Source organism: Streptomyces sp. NPDC002577 (genome assembly GCF_053594815.1).
In genome coordinates, this window is the sequence record NZ_JBSFWK010000062.1 from 33,062 (window position 1) to 48,221 (window position 15,160).

The 15,160-nt window shown below is 68.3% G+C and carries 11 protein-coding genes and 4 pseudogenes; 11 read left to right on the top strand and 4 right to left on the bottom strand.

What is annotated here, in order from left to right:
* Window positions 1–3 precede the first annotated feature (3 nt).
* On the bottom strand, window positions 4–489 hold the full coding sequence (locus tag ACWD4J_RS40420; protein WP_451400546.1) for a manganese efflux pump MntP: 486 nt from the start codon (window positions 487–489) through the stop codon (window positions 4–6).
* Between the two features lie 334 nt (window positions 490–823).
* Between ACWD4J_RS40420 and ACWD4J_RS40425 the strand changes: the two are divergent.
* From ACWD4J_RS40425 to ACWD4J_RS40435, 3 genes and pseudogenes are all read left to right on the top strand, one after another.
* A pseudogene (locus ACWD4J_RS40425) lies at window positions 824–1,890 on the top strand (IS200/IS605 family accessory protein TnpB-related protein); the annotation flags it as partial.
* A 214-nt stretch (window positions 1,891–2,104) separates the two neighbouring features.
* A complete protein-coding gene (locus tag ACWD4J_RS40430; RefSeq protein WP_451400547.1) occupies window positions 2,105–4,975 on the top strand; it encodes a SpoIIE family protein phosphatase in 2,871 nt (956 codons plus the stop codon).
* 498 nt (window positions 4,976–5,473) lie between these two features.
* Entirely contained in the window at window positions 5,474–6,367 is an 894-nt protein-coding gene (locus ACWD4J_RS40435; protein ID WP_451400548.1) for an RNA polymerase sigma factor, read from the top strand.
* 116 nt (window positions 6,368–6,483) lie between these two features.
* Here the strand turns inward: ACWD4J_RS40435 and ACWD4J_RS40440 are convergent, their stop codons facing one another.
* Window positions 6,484–6,732, bottom strand: a complete 249-nt coding sequence (locus ACWD4J_RS40440; protein ID WP_451400549.1) for a zinc finger domain-containing protein — start codon at window positions 6,730–6,732, stop codon at window positions 6,484–6,486.
* A gap of 300 nt (window positions 6,733–7,032) precedes the next feature.
* Between ACWD4J_RS40440 and ACWD4J_RS40445 the strand changes: the two genes are divergently transcribed.
* Window positions 7,033–7,710, top strand: a complete 678-nt coding sequence (locus tag ACWD4J_RS40445) for an alpha/beta fold hydrolase (RefSeq protein ID WP_451400550.1) — start codon at window positions 7,033–7,035, stop codon at window positions 7,708–7,710.
* Between the two features lie 11 nt (window positions 7,711–7,721).
* Here ACWD4J_RS40445 and ACWD4J_RS40450 read toward each other — a convergent pair.
* Window positions 7,722–8,300, bottom strand: a pseudogene (locus ACWD4J_RS40450) (Tn3 family transposase); the annotation flags it as partial.
* A gap of 294 nt (window positions 8,301–8,594) precedes the next feature.
* On the opposite strand from ACWD4J_RS40450, the gene ACWD4J_RS40455 reads away from it, so the two are divergent.
* From ACWD4J_RS40455 to ACWD4J_RS40485, 7 genes and pseudogenes are all read left to right on the top strand, one after another.
* Window positions 8,595–9,005 carry a VOC family protein gene (locus tag ACWD4J_RS40455; protein WP_451400551.1) on the top strand — a complete coding sequence of 137 codons (411 nt, stop codon included), beginning with the start codon at window positions 8,595–8,597 and terminating at the stop codon, window positions 9,003–9,005.
* 232 nt (window positions 9,006–9,237) lie between these two features.
* Window positions 9,238–9,759: a helix-turn-helix transcriptional regulator gene (locus ACWD4J_RS40460; protein ID WP_451400557.1), complete on the top strand. Its 522-nt coding sequence runs from the start codon at window positions 9,238–9,240 to the stop codon at window positions 9,757–9,759.
* The gene (locus ACWD4J_RS40465) at window positions 9,759–10,424 is read left to right on the top strand and encodes a glyoxalase (protein ID WP_451400552.1); all 666 of its coding nucleotides are present in this window, start codon (window positions 9,759–9,761) and stop codon (window positions 10,422–10,424) included. The genes ACWD4J_RS40460 and ACWD4J_RS40465 overlap by 1 nt, the downstream gene beginning before the upstream one ends.
* A 55-nt stretch (window positions 10,425–10,479) precedes the next feature.
* A pseudogene (locus ACWD4J_RS40470) lies at window positions 10,480–10,764 on the top strand (hypothetical protein); the annotation flags it as partial.
* A 362-nt stretch (window positions 10,765–11,126) separates the two neighbouring features.
* A complete protein-coding gene (locus ACWD4J_RS40475; protein ID WP_451400553.1) occupies window positions 11,127–11,639 on the top strand; it encodes an ISAs1 family transposase in 513 nt (170 codons plus the stop codon).
* A 142-nt stretch (window positions 11,640–11,781) separates the two neighbouring features.
* Window positions 11,782–12,750, top strand: coding sequence for a TIGR01777 family oxidoreductase (locus tag ACWD4J_RS40480; RefSeq protein WP_451400554.1), 969 nt, complete (start codon window positions 11,782–11,784; stop codon window positions 12,748–12,750).
* A 428-nt stretch (window positions 12,751–13,178) separates the two neighbouring features.
* Window positions 13,179–14,019, top strand: a pseudogene (locus ACWD4J_RS40485) (IS5 family transposase).
* Here the strand turns inward: ACWD4J_RS40485 and ACWD4J_RS40490 are convergent.
* Entirely contained in the window at window positions 14,009–15,001 is a 993-nt protein-coding gene (locus tag ACWD4J_RS40490) for an aminoglycoside phosphotransferase family protein (RefSeq protein WP_451400555.1), read from the bottom strand. The pseudogene ACWD4J_RS40485 and the gene ACWD4J_RS40490 overlap by 11 nt on opposite strands.
* Between the last annotated feature and the right edge of the window lie 159 nt (window positions 15,002–15,160).

Below are 15,160 nucleotides of genomic sequence, written 5' to 3' on the forward strand. Positions count from 1 at the left end.
GGGTCAGCCGCCGAACCACAACGGCAGCGCCGCAGCGGCGATGATCAAGGTGACCCCGCTCAGCAGGTCCGAGCGGATCCGGACGAGGCGCGCCGCGGCCCGCCCGAGTTGCAGCCCGACCAGCGACATCACCGCCGTCATGACGCCGAAGACGGCGGCCGAGAACCACGGCGAGAGCCCAAGGACCCCCAGGCTCGCCCCGGCGAACAAGTTGTCCAGGCTCAGCGTCAACGGGATGCCGAACAACGCCCATGGGTGGTCCAACTCGTCCGGCTCGGGGTTCCGAAGGGCCGAGACGACGAGGTAGAGACCGTACCCGCCGAGCGCGGCCGCGCCCACCAAATCGGCGACGTCCCCGACGGCCTCCCCGATCTGGCGACCGATCAACAGCCCGACCAGGGGCATGATCGCGTCCCACAGTCCGAAGGTCAGCGCAACCTGCACCGCGCGCTTCAGACCGAATGGGACGGTGCCGAGCGCGATCGACACCCGGAAATTGTCGAGGCCGAGTACGAAACCCAGGACCAATATTTCCCAGATCATGGCAACGCCGCTGCCCGATGACGACCGACGTCGGCAGAAACGACTCCGCCTCGGCTAATACACGCCACAATTATGTATTGTATCGCGGGCGGTTCGCTGCATAAACCCGGCAAGCTCATTTCCGGAAGTTTTTCGACACTACTCGCCCGACGGTGACCATCGCTTCCAGAAGAGCCCGCTGATTGAACCTATGTGCCTCATTTTCAACATCTCGTAGATGGCGTTACTGGGCCAACGCTGACAATCACAGGCTCATTATGGGGCTTGTAATCGATTTGGGCGGCTGCTCAACACCCGCCACCACCTCGACACCGCCGCACTGACCGAGGCGGTGTGGCAGCAGCGGCGGCAGGCCGAGCGCTGGTTCCTGGCCGCGGGCGGCGAGTCCGGTAAGAGGTTCGGCAACTGAGACCATCCGCGTCCCCCTCGACGGCGAGATCAGCATCAAGCTGCCCGCCCCGCCCGCCGAGTGGGAGGACGCCCAGCACGGCAGGTACGTCCTTGCCTCGCGGATGCGGTTCTGGCACCGGTCAGGCGAGTGGGCGGACCGCGTGGAAGCGAACAGGGCCGTCGCCTATCGCATCTGCTACGACGTGCCGCTGGGCCGCTGGTACCTGACCGCCTCATGGCAGATCCCGCCCGCCAAGACCATGCCACTCGACGCCGCGCCCGGGGGCGTGGTCGGTGTGGACACGAACGCCGACCACCTGGCCGCCCGGCGCCTCGATGTCCACGGCAACCCGGTCGGCGAGCCGAAGACGTTCGGCTGACCTGTCCCACGCCGCACAGTGCCGGGACGCACAACCGCGGCACGCCCTGATCCGGCTGCTGCACAGGGCCAGGCGCCACGGCCTCGCGGTCGCGGTCGAAGACCTCGACTTCACCGCGGAGAAGACCCGAGAGAAGCACGGCCGCCAGAAGCGGTTCGGCAACCTGATCTCCGGCATGCCCACCTCCAGGCTGCGGGCCCGGCTGGTGGCCATGGCCGCCGAAATCGGCGTGCCCGTCGTCGCCGTCGACCCCGCCTGCACCTCCAGTTGTGACGGGGCGTCCAGCACTGGCAGAAGCCCCTGACCACAGGCAAGAACAGGACGACCACTCGTCATCATGCGGCAGCGGGGGCCATCGGCGGGCGCGCCCTGGGGCACCCGATCCGGCGACGGACGGCACCGCCCGCGCACGACCGAAGCGATCGTGCGGGACATCGGACCGTCCAGGCCCGACCGGCCACCCCAAGGAGTGAGGGAAGCCGCCCCCGTACTCCCGGACCACGGACACGATCCGTGCGCGCCGGGTACGGAGCGAAAGCGGAGGACCAGAACGCCCGGCACCGTTCAAGGCGTTCGGCTGAGTACGGGTCCTGGGCAAGAGGACTCACCCGCTCAGTCCTCAGGACCGGTGCGATGCGTCACCGTACGTGAACAGACCTGCCGGGAATATCACCTGAATGCCGATGTACCGTAAAATGAGCTGTTGGTACCAGTGGGATGTTGATCTCTAAATCGATCAAAATTCGTATGACGGGCTGTGGCGCGCCGATCCGGTGAGGAGCGTGGTTCGGGTGCCTTCATATGACCTGGACCGTCTCAGCAGCGCCTACGAGCGCTTCCTGGCCGGCGGCACGGTAGAGGCGGAGGTCAGGGACAGAATTCTCGCGTCCTGGCGGCGCTGCAAGTCCCTCCGACTGGAGCCCGACCGGCTTGAGATTCCCTACCAGGAGGAGCTGGACCCGGAGGGGCGCCTTCTCCGCGCGGCCGGCCCCGTGCTCACGCAGCTGGAGGCCACACTCTCCGGAAAGAACGTGAGCGTGATCCTCACCGACGAGTACGGCAGGGTGCTTCAGCGCCGGGGCGGCGACACGAAACTCAACACAGGCCTCGACGCGGTCCAGCTCAGCGTGGGATTCACCTTCGCGGAGCCGATAGCCGGAACCAACGGCATCGGCACCGCGCTGGCGGAACGCCAGCCCTGCTACATCCTCGGCCGCGAGCACTTCGCCCTGGGCATGGAGCCTTTCGCCTGCGCCGGCGCCCCCGTCCGCAACCCTCTGAGCGGGCACATCGAAGGCGTCCTCGACTTCACATGCTGGCGGAACGACGCCGATCCCACCATGCTGACCACCGTGTCCGGGGCCGTCGCGGAGATAGAAGAGCGCCTGCTCGAACAGGCCACGGAAGGGGAGCGGCAGCTGTTCAGGACGTTTCTGCGGACGGGCCACCACGATCGGCTGTCCATCGGTCCGCCGGTCCCAGGACGAGGGACGGTCGGCATCCATCCGCCGATCGGTGAAGTCCTCGACCGCAGCGATCATGCGCTGTTGCGGGAGAAGGCCGCGGAACTGATCTCCTCCCCTCTGCGGGTCACCACCGAGGTGATGCTCTCCTGCGGCCAGATGGCCACGCTCCGGTGCCGGCCGGTTACCGGCCCCTCCGGCAAGATGGGTATGGCGGTCGAGGCCAGGCTCTCCGGCGCCGGCCTGCGGGGGCGGGTTGCCCGCACCGCCTCTGGTACCACCGGCGCCGTCCCCTTCGCCCCGGACTCGCTGCTGGTCGCGACCGACCGACTGACTCCGAGCAGGCTGAGGCCGCCCCGGGCCGCGTCCGCGAACAGCGCAGCCGCCGCACCGGCACGCGAGAGCTCCGCCCCGAACCTCCTGGGGCCTCCCGTCCCGGCCGCCTCAGCGCAGGCGCCCCCAGCCCCGGTGAGCGGCACCGACGAGTGGCTGCTTCTCCTGGACGAGCCGGGGGTGGGGCGGCGTGCTGTCCAGGCGCGGCAGCGTCTGGCGCTGCTCTTCGCCGCCGGTTCCCGCATCGGCACCACCCTCGATGTGAACCGGACCGCCGAAGAGCTGGCCGAGGTGGCGGTTCCGCAGCTGGCCGACTTCGTCACTGTCGACCTGATGGACGCCGTGTTGCACGGCGAGGAACCGGTGCTGGGCCACGACGAGGTGCGCCGGGTGGCGATGAGAGGGGTTCGTGAGGGCTCCCACCTGTACGCGGTGGGGGAGCTGATCGACTTCGTTCCCTCCACCCCGCAGGCCCGCAGCCTGGCGCACCGGCGGTCGGTGCTCGAACCGGTGCTGGCCCAGGCCCCGGGCTGGATCGCTCAGGATCCGGCACGGGGCGCAAAGATCCTCGGTTCCGGGATCCACTCGCTCATCACGGTGCCCATGCAGGCCCGCGGCCTGCTGCTGGGAGTCGTCAGCTTCTACCGCGCGGAGTGCCCCGACCCGTTGGAGGACGACGATGTGTCTCTCGCCGAGGAGCTGGTGGGCCGTGCCGCCCTTTGCATCGACAACGCTCGCCGCTACGCCCGGGAACACACCCTGGCCCTGGCGCTGCAGCACAGCCTCCTCCCTCAGGGGCTGCGCTCGCAGAGCGCGGTCGAGGTCGCGCACCGCTATCTGCCGTCGAAGGCCGGTGTCGGCGGTGACTGGTACGACGTCATCCCGCTGTCCGGTGCCCGGGTGGCGCTGGTCGTCGGGGACGTCGTCGGCCACGGCGTGCACGCGGCGGCCACCATGGGGCGTCTGCAGACGGCCGTCCACAGCTTCTCCTCCCTCGACCTGCCCCCCGACGAACTTCTCTCGCGCCTCGACGCCCTGGTCGACCGCCTGGACGCGGACCAGGACATGGCGGGAACGGGTCGAAGTGTCGGCAGCGGGGTCGTGGGAGCCACCTGTCTGTACGCGGTCTACGATCCGGTATCCAGGCAGTGCGTCCTGGCTCGCGCCGGCCACCCGCTACCCGCGCTGGTCCTCCCCGACGGCACCGTGGAGTTCCCCGAGGTTCCCGCTGGACCGCCGCTGGGCCTGGGCTGCCTGCCCTTCGAGACGATGGAACTGGAGATGCCCGAGGGTAGCGAACTCGTCCTCTACAGCGACGGGCTCATCGAGGACCGCAACCGCGACATCGACGTCGGGCTCGCGCTGCTGCAGCGTGCCCTCGCGCAGCCCAGCCGCCCGCCAGAGGAGACCTGTGACGCGGTGCTGGACGCCCTGCTGCCCGCCCGCCCCAGCGACGATGTCGCCCTTCTCGTCGCCCGCTTCCGCTCGCTGGACGCCGGGCGGGTTGCCGTCTGGGACCTGCCGCACGACCCGGCGTGCGTCTCCGGGATACGCGCCGCGGTCACGGAGCAACTGGGGTACTGGGGCCTGGAAGAGCTGGTGTTCGCCACCGAACTGCTCGTCTCCGAGCTGGTCACCAACGCGATCCGGCACGCGGTCGGGCCGATCCAGGTGCGCCTGCTGCGCGACCGCACCCTGATCAGCGAGGTGTCCGACGGCAGCAGCACCTCGCCCCGCATGCGTCGGGCGGCCACCACCGACGAGGACGGCCGCGGCCTGTTCATGACCGCTCAGCTGGCGACCCGCTGGGGAACCCGGTACACCAACAGCGGCAAGGTCATCTGGACCGAACAAACCCTGCCGTGACTGCCCCTCCAACAAGCCGAACCGTCGTCACAGCGGTCCGGATCGTGACCGGCTGCGTCCACAGGCAGAAAGGATCGCCATCGGCTGACCCCGCCCCGCCCCGAAACTGACGCTGCCGGACGCACAGCACGCGGGTCAGCATCGGGAGGGTGAACTCGCCGTCGACGGTTTCCGGTTGACTCGAGAGGTAGGCGCGGATCCGGCCCAGCGTGGCCTCCCGTTCCTGTTCCGGCAGGACCAGCATCCCCGCCTTCGTCGCGCGGGTCGCGACGAGTAAGTCGGCGGTGCGACGCTGCCCGTGCGGGCATTCGGCGTGGTCGTCGACTTGGGTCTGTCACGGGGCGGGTAGTGGCCTTCGCTCGGTTTTCGGTGGCACATGCTCAGTTTTCGGTGGCGTGGGGTAGCAGAGTGAGTTGGCCTGGTTGTCCGTGTCATGGAGCGAGTCGCACCGATGCTGAAGTGCCTGTGCGCTCTCTCTGCCGGGGAGGTGTCGTGGTCTTGATCGCTCTGCTTGTTGCCGTGCTGGTGATGCTGTTCATGCTCGCGTGGCTTGGTTCGCTTCGAGCGACAGTGTTTGGTCATCGGTATGGGGGAGGGTCGGGCATTCTCGGCGTCGTGAATGGTCGGGAGAAACGACGTCACGCGGAGCAGACAGACCTGTCTGGCGCGGCCTCCCGTCCCGGGCTCATGTTGAGGGCGGTGGCGAGGACGGGTTGGCCATGGTGTGACCCGGATCACCGCAACGTGGCTCGCGCAGCGGACATGGAGGAGTGTGGAGATTTCACTACGTGCTCGTGTGCGGGCCGGGAATCGGATGCATTCAGGCAGCTCTTCGACGAGCACGCTTCTGTGGTCTACCGGCACGCCGCCCGGATGACCGGCAACTGGGCCATGGCCGACGACGTTGCGTCGCTGACCTTTCTGGAGGCATGGCGGCTGCGGGAGCGGGTCCTTCCGGGTGACGACAGCCTGCGGCCGTGGCTGCTGGGGATCGCGACGAACGTCACGCGCAACACGGCGCGGGCGGCGCGAAGACACCAGGCGGCGCTCATGAGAGTCCCGCCCCCCGAGCCTGTGCCGGATATCGCCGACGAGGTGGCACCGCGACTCGCCGACACTGAGGAACTGGCCGCCGCGCAGAAGGCGTTGAGCATGGTGCGCCGTGGGGAGCGCGAGGTGTTCACGCTGTGCGTGTGGGAGGGCCTGGATGCCGCCACGGCGGCCGAGGCCCTGGGTGTCGCCGTCGGCACCGTACGGGCGCGGCTCTCACGCGCAACCAAGGACGGTGCCGACGAAATCTGGGAAGGCCGCCACAACTGGACCAACACCCACCTCATGGACGCCCTCCAAAACGGCCTGGATGCACATCATCCGCTCCCAGGCATTCGCTAACCTCTGGTGTAAATCCCACCGGGCCCACAGCAACGGCCTGACCGTCGTCCGTGTCCGCGGCACCGAAGAACTCCACGTGGCCGGCGACTGGCGCACGGTATTCACCGAAGGCCGCCTCACCACCCAGATGAAAAAAAGACCAATACCCCCTGCCGAGGCTGTCCGGGCCCGCGGTTGGCGGGCGTCGGCACGCGCAGGAGCTTGGCGAGCCGGGGCACCTTGGTGAAGCGGCCGGTGTGGTAGGTGCCGGCGACCGCGCCGGAGCGCGAGCGGCACGGCGAGCCGGGCCCGGCCCGGCAGCGCGGGCAGAGGTGGCACTCGACGTCGTCCGCGTCGCTCAGGGACGCTTCTTGAGGGGCCGTCATGCCTCCGGATGCTGTCACAAACAATTCTCAGAAGTACCCCGAACCCATCCTTGAGTGAGAACGAGTTTTGCGAACTGATCCCGCGTTTCGCGATCTCCGTACGGCACTTCTCGATCTTGCTCGGACAAAGGATTCGATTGTGAGAACCGTGTGGCATCGAGGGGCCTAACGAGCTTCGTCGCCGGAGCTGGCCGGTGCGTACGGATTCGCCTTACGGTTCGCCGCCGCCAGCCCGAGCGTTGCCGAGGCGTGCGATCACCAGCTGTACTCGTCGGGTTCTGGTTGACCTACGATGACGCGGTGAAGTTCGTGATGGTGCCGGGTGGCTGGCAAGGTGGATGGGTTTTCGACTCGGTGGCTGCCCAGCTGCACCGAGACGGTCACCACGTCGAGGCGGTGACCCTGTCAGGGTTGGAGTTGGACGGCCCAGTCGATGTGGACCGTCCGCCGAACCTCGACGCCCATATTGACCAGGTAGCCGAGATCATTGCCGGTAGCGACGAAACGCCCCTCGCACTGTGCGGGCACAGCTACGGCGGGATGGTGATCGCCGGTGTCGCGGATCGGCTCAGCGACCGCCTCGATCAGCTCGTCTTCATCGACGCCTACGTCCCGGACGACGGGGATTCATGTTGGTCTTTGACCAGCGACAGCTTCCGGGAGTTGTTCATAGCCGGCGCCCACGCCGACGGTCGATGGGTCGCAGTCCCTGATGGGCTCGACCCGCGCGCGCGACCGCACCCAATGGCGAGCTTCGTCCAGTCGATCAGGCTGGGAGGCAACCCCAGCCGCGCGCTCGGCCGAACGTTCATCAGTGGTGGCGCGTGGCCAGGTAGCCCGTTCGTGACCCTGACCGAACGGTTGCGCAACGACTCAGGCTGGCGGGTTCACGAGATTCCGGTTGGTCACAACATCGCCCGCCGCGACCCGCATAGCCTCGCGACCATTCTCGGCGCATTGCCGCCCAACTTCGGCTGACGCACAGCTGCTCACTCCTCTGTGCCGTCGTCGTCCTCGTCGAGGTGGACGGTCGCCGGGTCGCGCAGGGGGTGCAGGCCCTCCTCCGCGGGGAGCGCCCGCAGGTGCGCGACGGCGGCGTCCAGGTAACGGGTCGTCCAGAGCACGGCGGCATTGAGGACCAGGCCGAGCGCGCCGAGTTGGTCCTCCTGACCCGTCCGGTACGCCTGCATGATCTGGCCGCGCTTGCCGTGGCAGATGTCCCGAGCCAGCTTGTGACGCGACTCCTGGACGGTCAACTGCCGGTTCATCTGCCGCCGGTAGGTGTCGTCAACCCGGTCGACGACCCGCAGCAGGTGCAGGGTCTTGGCGATCCGCCCGTACTCGGCGAACGCCTGGCCCAGCGGGGTCGGCCGCCCCTCCCGGCCGAACATCCGCAGCAGGTCGTACGCGCGGACCTGCCCGGTCACCAGCGAGCCGGCCACCCGCAGCATGTCCGGCCAGTGCGTGGTGACCTTGTTCAGGTTCACCTTGTTTCGGGCCAGGTCCTCCAGCGGCCCGTAGCCGCCGGTCTCCACACCGGGCATCTCCGCCCGCCAGAACCGCTGATCTAGGTCGAGCGCCTGCTGAAGCAGGGCTTGCGCCTGGTGTAGGTCCCCTGTGTCACGCGCCCCTTCCGCCCGCGTACACAGGCTCCTGGCATTGGTGACGTCCAGCCCCTGGTGGGGCAGCCTGAACCGGCGTTAAGCCTCCGTTGCCCCTGGAGGGCGGCTGACGGGGCGTCGGGTGCACTGTCGCGGGAAGCGAGTGCGCTCCGCGTGACATGCCCGTGAACGTCCCGGCGTGTCGTGAGCGGTCAGGAATCGAGAAGCCCGGTTCACGAAGTCGCCTCTAGCCTGCTCGCCATGGACATCACCATTCACACGACTTCTCTTCCGCACGACGATCCGGACGCGTCGCTCGCCTTCTACCGCGACGTCCTCGGCTTCGAGGTCCGCAGCGATGTCGGGCAGGGCAGGATGCGCTGGATCACGGTCGGCCCGGCCGGTCAGCCGGGCACGTCGATCCTTCTGGCGCCGCCTGCCGCCGATCCCGGCATCACCGAGGACGAGCGCCGCACGATCACCGAGATGATGGCCAAGGGCACCTACGGCTGGATCCTGCTGGCCACCCCGGACCTCGACGTCACGTTCGAGAAAGTTCAGGCCGGTGATACTGAGGTCGTCCAGGAGCCGACCGAGCAGCCGTACGGCGTCCGCGACTGCGCGTTCCGCGACCCCGCGGGCAACCTGGTCCGCATCCAGGAGCTGCGCTGAGCTGTGCGGGTATCGATGCGGCCGTCCGGGCCGACATCGCGACCACCCATACGTTGAACCGGTCATGAGCCCGGACTCCGTCCCGCTGTTGTCCGGCAGTTGCTCGACCGGCTGGTCGAGTCCGGCGGGTCGGTCCACACCACCGAGCGTCTGGGGTGCCCGCCGAGGCGGGCACCCCAGACGCTCGAAGACGTCGATGGACATGGAAGATGAAAGACAAAGGGGGGTTCTCATGTGTAAGCCTGAATGGCGGCGTGCACGCGTCCAGGCGCAGCGCCTGGCTGATCTCGCGCGGCTGCGCCGCGTCCGCGACCGGATCGACAGGAAATACGCGCAGCCGCTGAACGTGGAGGCGCTCGCCCGTGATGTGAACATGCCCGCCGGGCACCTGAGTCGGCAGTTCCGGGCCGCCTACGGTGAGTCGCCGTACGCGTACCTGATGACGCGTCGCATCGAGCGGGCGACGGCGCTGCTGCGGCGGGGCGACCTCAGCGTCACCGAGGTCTGCTTCGCGGTCGGCTGTGCGTCGCTGGGCACGTTCACCACCCGCTTCACCGAGCTGGTCGGCATGCCGCCCGGGGCCTTCCGGCGCCAGGCGGCGGATACGGCGGCCGACCATGCCGATGCTGCGGGTACGGCCCGCGATGCGGGGTCGGCGATCAAGGTGGAGGGGATGCCGGCGTGCGTGGCGAAGCAAGTCTCAAGACCGGTCAGGAATCGAGAAGCCCCGGTCGCCGCGCAGCCCCTAGCGTGATGGTCATGGCAACCACCACTTCCAACGCAGCCAACTCGTCCCTCGTGTCCGTCACCCTTGAGGTGGCCGACCCCGAGGCCGCCCGCCGCTTCTACAGCGCCTTCGGCGCGGACACGTACATACGCCTGCGGGCGTCCGAGGCGCACTCCACCGGATTCCGCGGCTTCACCCTGGCGCTCACGGTGTCCGGGCCGGCCACCGTCGACAGCTTCGTCGGCGCCGCCGTGGACGCCGGCGCCACGGTGCTGAAGCCCGCCGCGAAGTCGCTGTGGGGCTACGGCGGCGTCGTCCAGGCCCCGGACGGGACGATCTGGAAGATCGCGACCTCGGCGAAGAAGGACACCGGCCCCGCCACCCGCGAGATCGACGAGGTCGTCCTGCTGCTCGGCGTCGAGGACGTGAAGGCCACCAAGCAGTTCTACGTCGGCCGGGGCCTGACCGTGGCCAAGAGCTTCGGTGGCAAGTACGCCGAGTTCGCCCCCGGTCAGTCCAGCCCCGTCAAGCTGGCGCTGTACAAGCGCCGTGCCCTTGCCAAGGACCTCGGCGTCCTGGCCGACGGCACCGGCTCGCACCGCATCGTCCTCGGCAGCACCGCCGACACCTTCACCGACCCGGACGGGTTCGCCTGGGAGGCTGCCGCGTCGCCCGCCCCCACGCCGTCCTGACTCCCGGCCCCCGCACTCACCGCCCCGCCTGACCCTGTACGAGAGGAAACTTGCCATGCCGTCCACGACGTCGCCCGCCGAGGACTCCGGCACGACCACCGAGAAGTACAACGGATTCACCGCCGAGGAGCGGGCGGCGATGAAGGAGCACGCACGCGAGGAGAAGAAGGCGGCGGCGCGGCGCGGTTCGTCCCGGGCGGAGAAGGAGGCGGCGGCGGAGCGGGACGTGCTCGCGAAGATCGCCGAGATGCCGGAGGCGGACCGCGTCCTCGCCGAGCGGATCCACGAGATCATCAAGACCGCCGCTCCGGACCTCGCGCCCAAGCTCTGGTACGGGATAGAACGCATCGACGGCAACGCGCTCGACGTAGCGATCGGCTCCTGGCTCGCCGCCCGCGACCCAGACCGCCTGCCATCCGGTCAGGACCCGCTCTCAGGGCCCCGCCGTTCCCTGGCCGTGGACGGCAAGACGGTGCGTGGCGCCCGCCGCTCCGACGGCACCCAGGTCCACCTGCTCGCCGCGATGACCGCCACCGGCCTGGTCACCGCCCAGCGCGAAGTGGACGGCAAGACCAACGAAATCACCGTTTTCCGGCCCATGCTCGCCGAGCTCGACCTGGCCGACACCGTGGTCACCTTCGACGCCCTGCACTCGCAGACCGCGCACGCGCGCGCAAGGACAAGAAAGCCCACTACATCGCCGTGATCAAGGGGAACCAGCCCCTGCTGCACCAGCGCCTGAAACGCCTGCCCTGGCGGGACGTGCCCCTGCTGGGCAAGACCCGGACCACCGGGCACGGCCGCGACGAGATCAGACGGGCCAAAACCGCCACCGTGGCCGACCTCGACTTCCCGCACGCTGCACAAGCGGTGCAGATCGTGCGCCGCCGGCGCACCATCACTGCCGGCGCGGTCACCCTCGAGCGCGTATACGCCGTCACCGACCTCGCGGCCGACCAGGCAGACGCTGCCGAAATCGCGCGCCGCATCCGCCGGCACTGGGCCATCGAGAACCAGCTCCACCACGTACGTGACACCGCCTGGACTGAGGACGCCGCCCGTGTGCGCACCGGCACCGCCCCTCGGGCCATGGCCAGCCTGCGCAACCTCGCCATCGGTGCCCTCCGCCTGGCAGGGCACCGGAGTATCGCCGCCGGCCTGCGCCACCACGCGCGCAACGCCACCCGCCCCCTGACCACCCTCGGCATCACGTGATCAAGCCGGACAACGCTCCCAAATGACGTCCAGCGCCCTGTGCCGCACGGCGAGGCTGACTGAAATCGTGGATGGTGCTGCATAGTTTTGAACGCGTTCAACTCTTTGGTCTAGGCTCACCGAGACGAAGGAGGGGTAGCCGATGAAGATTGTGATTCCTGGGGGCACCGGACAGGTCGGCGCGGTCCTTAAGCGCGCACTCGACGCCGCCGGCCACGAGGTCGTGATTCTCACCAGACGCCCCAGGCGCGAGGGCGAGGTCCAATGGGACGGTCAGGCCCTGGGGCCATGGACGGCGGCGGTGGACGGCAGCGATATCGTGATCAATCTGGCCGGACGCACTGTGAGTTGCCGATACACGGCGGCCAATCTGCAGGAAATGATGGACTCCCGGGTCGACTCCACCCGGGTCGTGGGCGCCGCGATCGCGGGCGCTGCCCGACCGCCCCGGGTCTGGCTGCAGATGAGCACCGCCACGGTGTACGCGCACCGCATCGACGCCCCCAACGACGAGGCCACCGGTGTGATCGGCGGTACCGAACCGGGCGTGCCGGACTACTGGGCGTACAGCGTCGAGATCGCCAAGGCCTGGGAGCAGGCTCAGCAGCAGGCCGAAACGCCGGCCACGCGCAAGGTCGCTCTGCGCTCGGCCATGGTGATGAGCCCGGACCCCGGCGGGGTCTTCGCCGTCCTGCTGGGACTGGCCCGCCTGGGTCTCGGCGGCCCGGTCGCCGGTGGAGCACAGTATGTGTCGTGGATCCACGAACACGACTTCGTGCGCGCGGTGGAGTTCTTGATCGACCGGGAGGACATCGCAGGGCCGGTGAACCTGGCGGCTCCCCATCCCCTGCCGCAGCGCGCATTCATGCGCACCCTGCGTTCCGCGTGGGGTGTACCGGTGGGTCTCCCTGCGAGCAAGTGGATGGCCGAGGTCGGCGCGTTCGCTCTGCGTTCCGACACCGAACTGCTGCTGAAGAGCCGCCGTGTCGTGCCGGGCCGACTGACCCAGGCAGGCTTCGACTTTCAGTACGCACAGTGGCCGCAGGCCGCGGATGAGCTGGTGCGTCGGGTGCGCAAACGGGTCGGAGGCGGTTCCGCGGCACGCCGGTGAACGGATCCGGGACGGCGGCCGATCTGGCCGCCCCGTCGGGCCCTGGCCAGCCTGTGCTGCACCAGCCACCATGCGCGCAACGCCACCCTCCCCCTGGCCAGCCTCGGCATCACGTGATCAAACCGGACAGACCCACTGAACGATGCCGCCCTGCCAGGACCCCGCGCAGCCGACCAAGGTGGAAGTAGGCAGCACGGACAATATGCAGCTCTACGTCTGCCCGACCTCTCCCGAGCATCCACACACCGACCTGATCCAATGAGCTGTCCAGCCTGTCACACACCCACCCTCCCGTAGCCGGTGGCGGAAGTGCTTCCAGGTCAGGTTGTGTGACAAGCCGCTTGCCTTGCTGGTGTCAATCAGACTGCTTTGACCAATCCCACTCACTACGAACTGGTTTCAAGTTCCTCGATGGTCGGACTGGTTGTGTGACACGCGGCTTTGGATTTGCTCGTTGGACCGGTACGGCGAAGCCTTGGGAAATCGATGGAGGTCTGTGGACCCGGATCGCGGTACTGCTGCCTGAGCATCGCCCCGGGACGCATGGTCCGGTGCCGTTGGATGACCGGAAGTGCTTGCAGGGCATCCTGTTCGTGCTCTATACCGGCATCAACTGGAAGCATGCGCGCGAGCTCGGCTTCGGCTCCGGCATCACCTGCTGGAGGCGCTTCCGGCGTTGGTGCGAGGCCGGAGTCTTCGACCGTCTCCACAGTCTGCTGCTGTCCGAGCTGCACGCACTCAATGAGATCGACTGGTCGGCGGTCTGCCTCGACGACTCCCACGTCAGGGCTAAAAAGGGGGCGAGGGCACCGGCCCATCACCGGTAGACCGGGGCCGGCCCGGTTCCAAGCACCACATCGCCTGCGACGGTGCGGGCCTGCCGCTCGCGATCATCACCACCGCAGGGAACGTCCCCGACATCAAGGCCGCTCAGGTCCTGGTCGAAGCGATTGGGCCCGTCGCCGGGCGGGTTGGACGCCCGCGCCGCCGACCCGATGCCATCCTGGCCGACGGCGGCTACGACTCCGCCGCCTTCCGCGAGTGGCTGCGCTCCAAATGGATCGAGCCGATCATTCCGCAGCGCGGGCGCAAGAAGATCACCGGACGGTTCGCTGGGTGGTCGAACAGTCCATCGCCCACCTCCACCAGTTCAAACGCCTCGCAGACCGCCGGGACCGCCACCTGCTCATGCATGAAGGCTTCGGCAAACTCGCCGCAAGCCTCGTCTGTTGGCGGCGCCTTGCCCAGCGTTCCCCGCTTACGCCTTGAGCCAAGTGGCCCAGGTCGGCATGGCCTCAAGCATCATGGCCATCGCCTTCACCGACTCCCTGAGTGTCTGAGCGAAGCTGGCCCGGTACTCCGGACTCCCGCCCCGGTGGCCGCAGGCCATCCACAGCTGCCAACCCGCCGCTCCCACGCGTCCGGCGAACATACCGGTGAACGCCGACTCATCGACCGCCCCGACTGCCCCTCCCGCAGCGACATACCCGGAGAGGCACGCTTCGATGATACGGCGCTCGGGCACTTCCAACCTGCGGCCGAAGCCGGCGAGATGGAAAGCGGTGAAGACCAGCTCCCACCACGGGTCCTGCGCCCCAGCGGCATCGAAGTCCAACAGCACCGGTCCACCGGAGCCGGTCAGAACGTTCTGGTGCCGGATGTCGCGATGCATGACCAACTTGGATCGCCACAACTCCTGCTGATCCTCAACCATGGCCTCGGCCTGCTCCACCGACAGCTTGAAAATGCGGACATGCTCGGCACTGAGGACCTCGAGGCGTTCGGCCTGAGCGAACCACTCCTCCCACTCTCCCTGGGAGTACGACCGGTAGTCGCCATCAACGGTCGGGTCGGCTGGAATCGCGCACCGTGCAAGGTCAGCGACGAGCCCGCCAGCCCATGCCGCCAACGGTTCGGACGCCGGCGCGGTCGGATGCGCGCCCTCGACGAAGCGCACCGCACGGGCGTAGACACCGTCCCCGATCGGTCGCCACAGACCCGCTTCTCCCAGAGTCGTCGATTGCGGCTCGGGCATCGCGACACCGATCTCCCACGCGGCGACTTCAAGCGCCCCTGCCTGGGCAGCCATGGGCAGCCAGAAGTCACCCCAGAAGGGGACGATCTTCACCACCCATGAGCCGGAGTCAGTAACGGCCTTCCACACCGGGCTCTGCTCGTCATCCTTGAGCAGCAGCGGGGCATCCAGCAACTGCCCCAACCCGAGCCGCTCGGCCGCCTGTGCCAGGTTCATAGCCAGTCACTCAACCCGCCCGCCACCCCAGCGGCAAACGAATTAGTCGCCCTACCCAACAATCTCAGTGGGCGGTTCGTGAGTTGATGTCCGTTCCGGACTTGGTTACTGCTTCTTGCTGAAGGTGCCGGGCTCGGCCTCGGTGAGGATTCCTAGTGT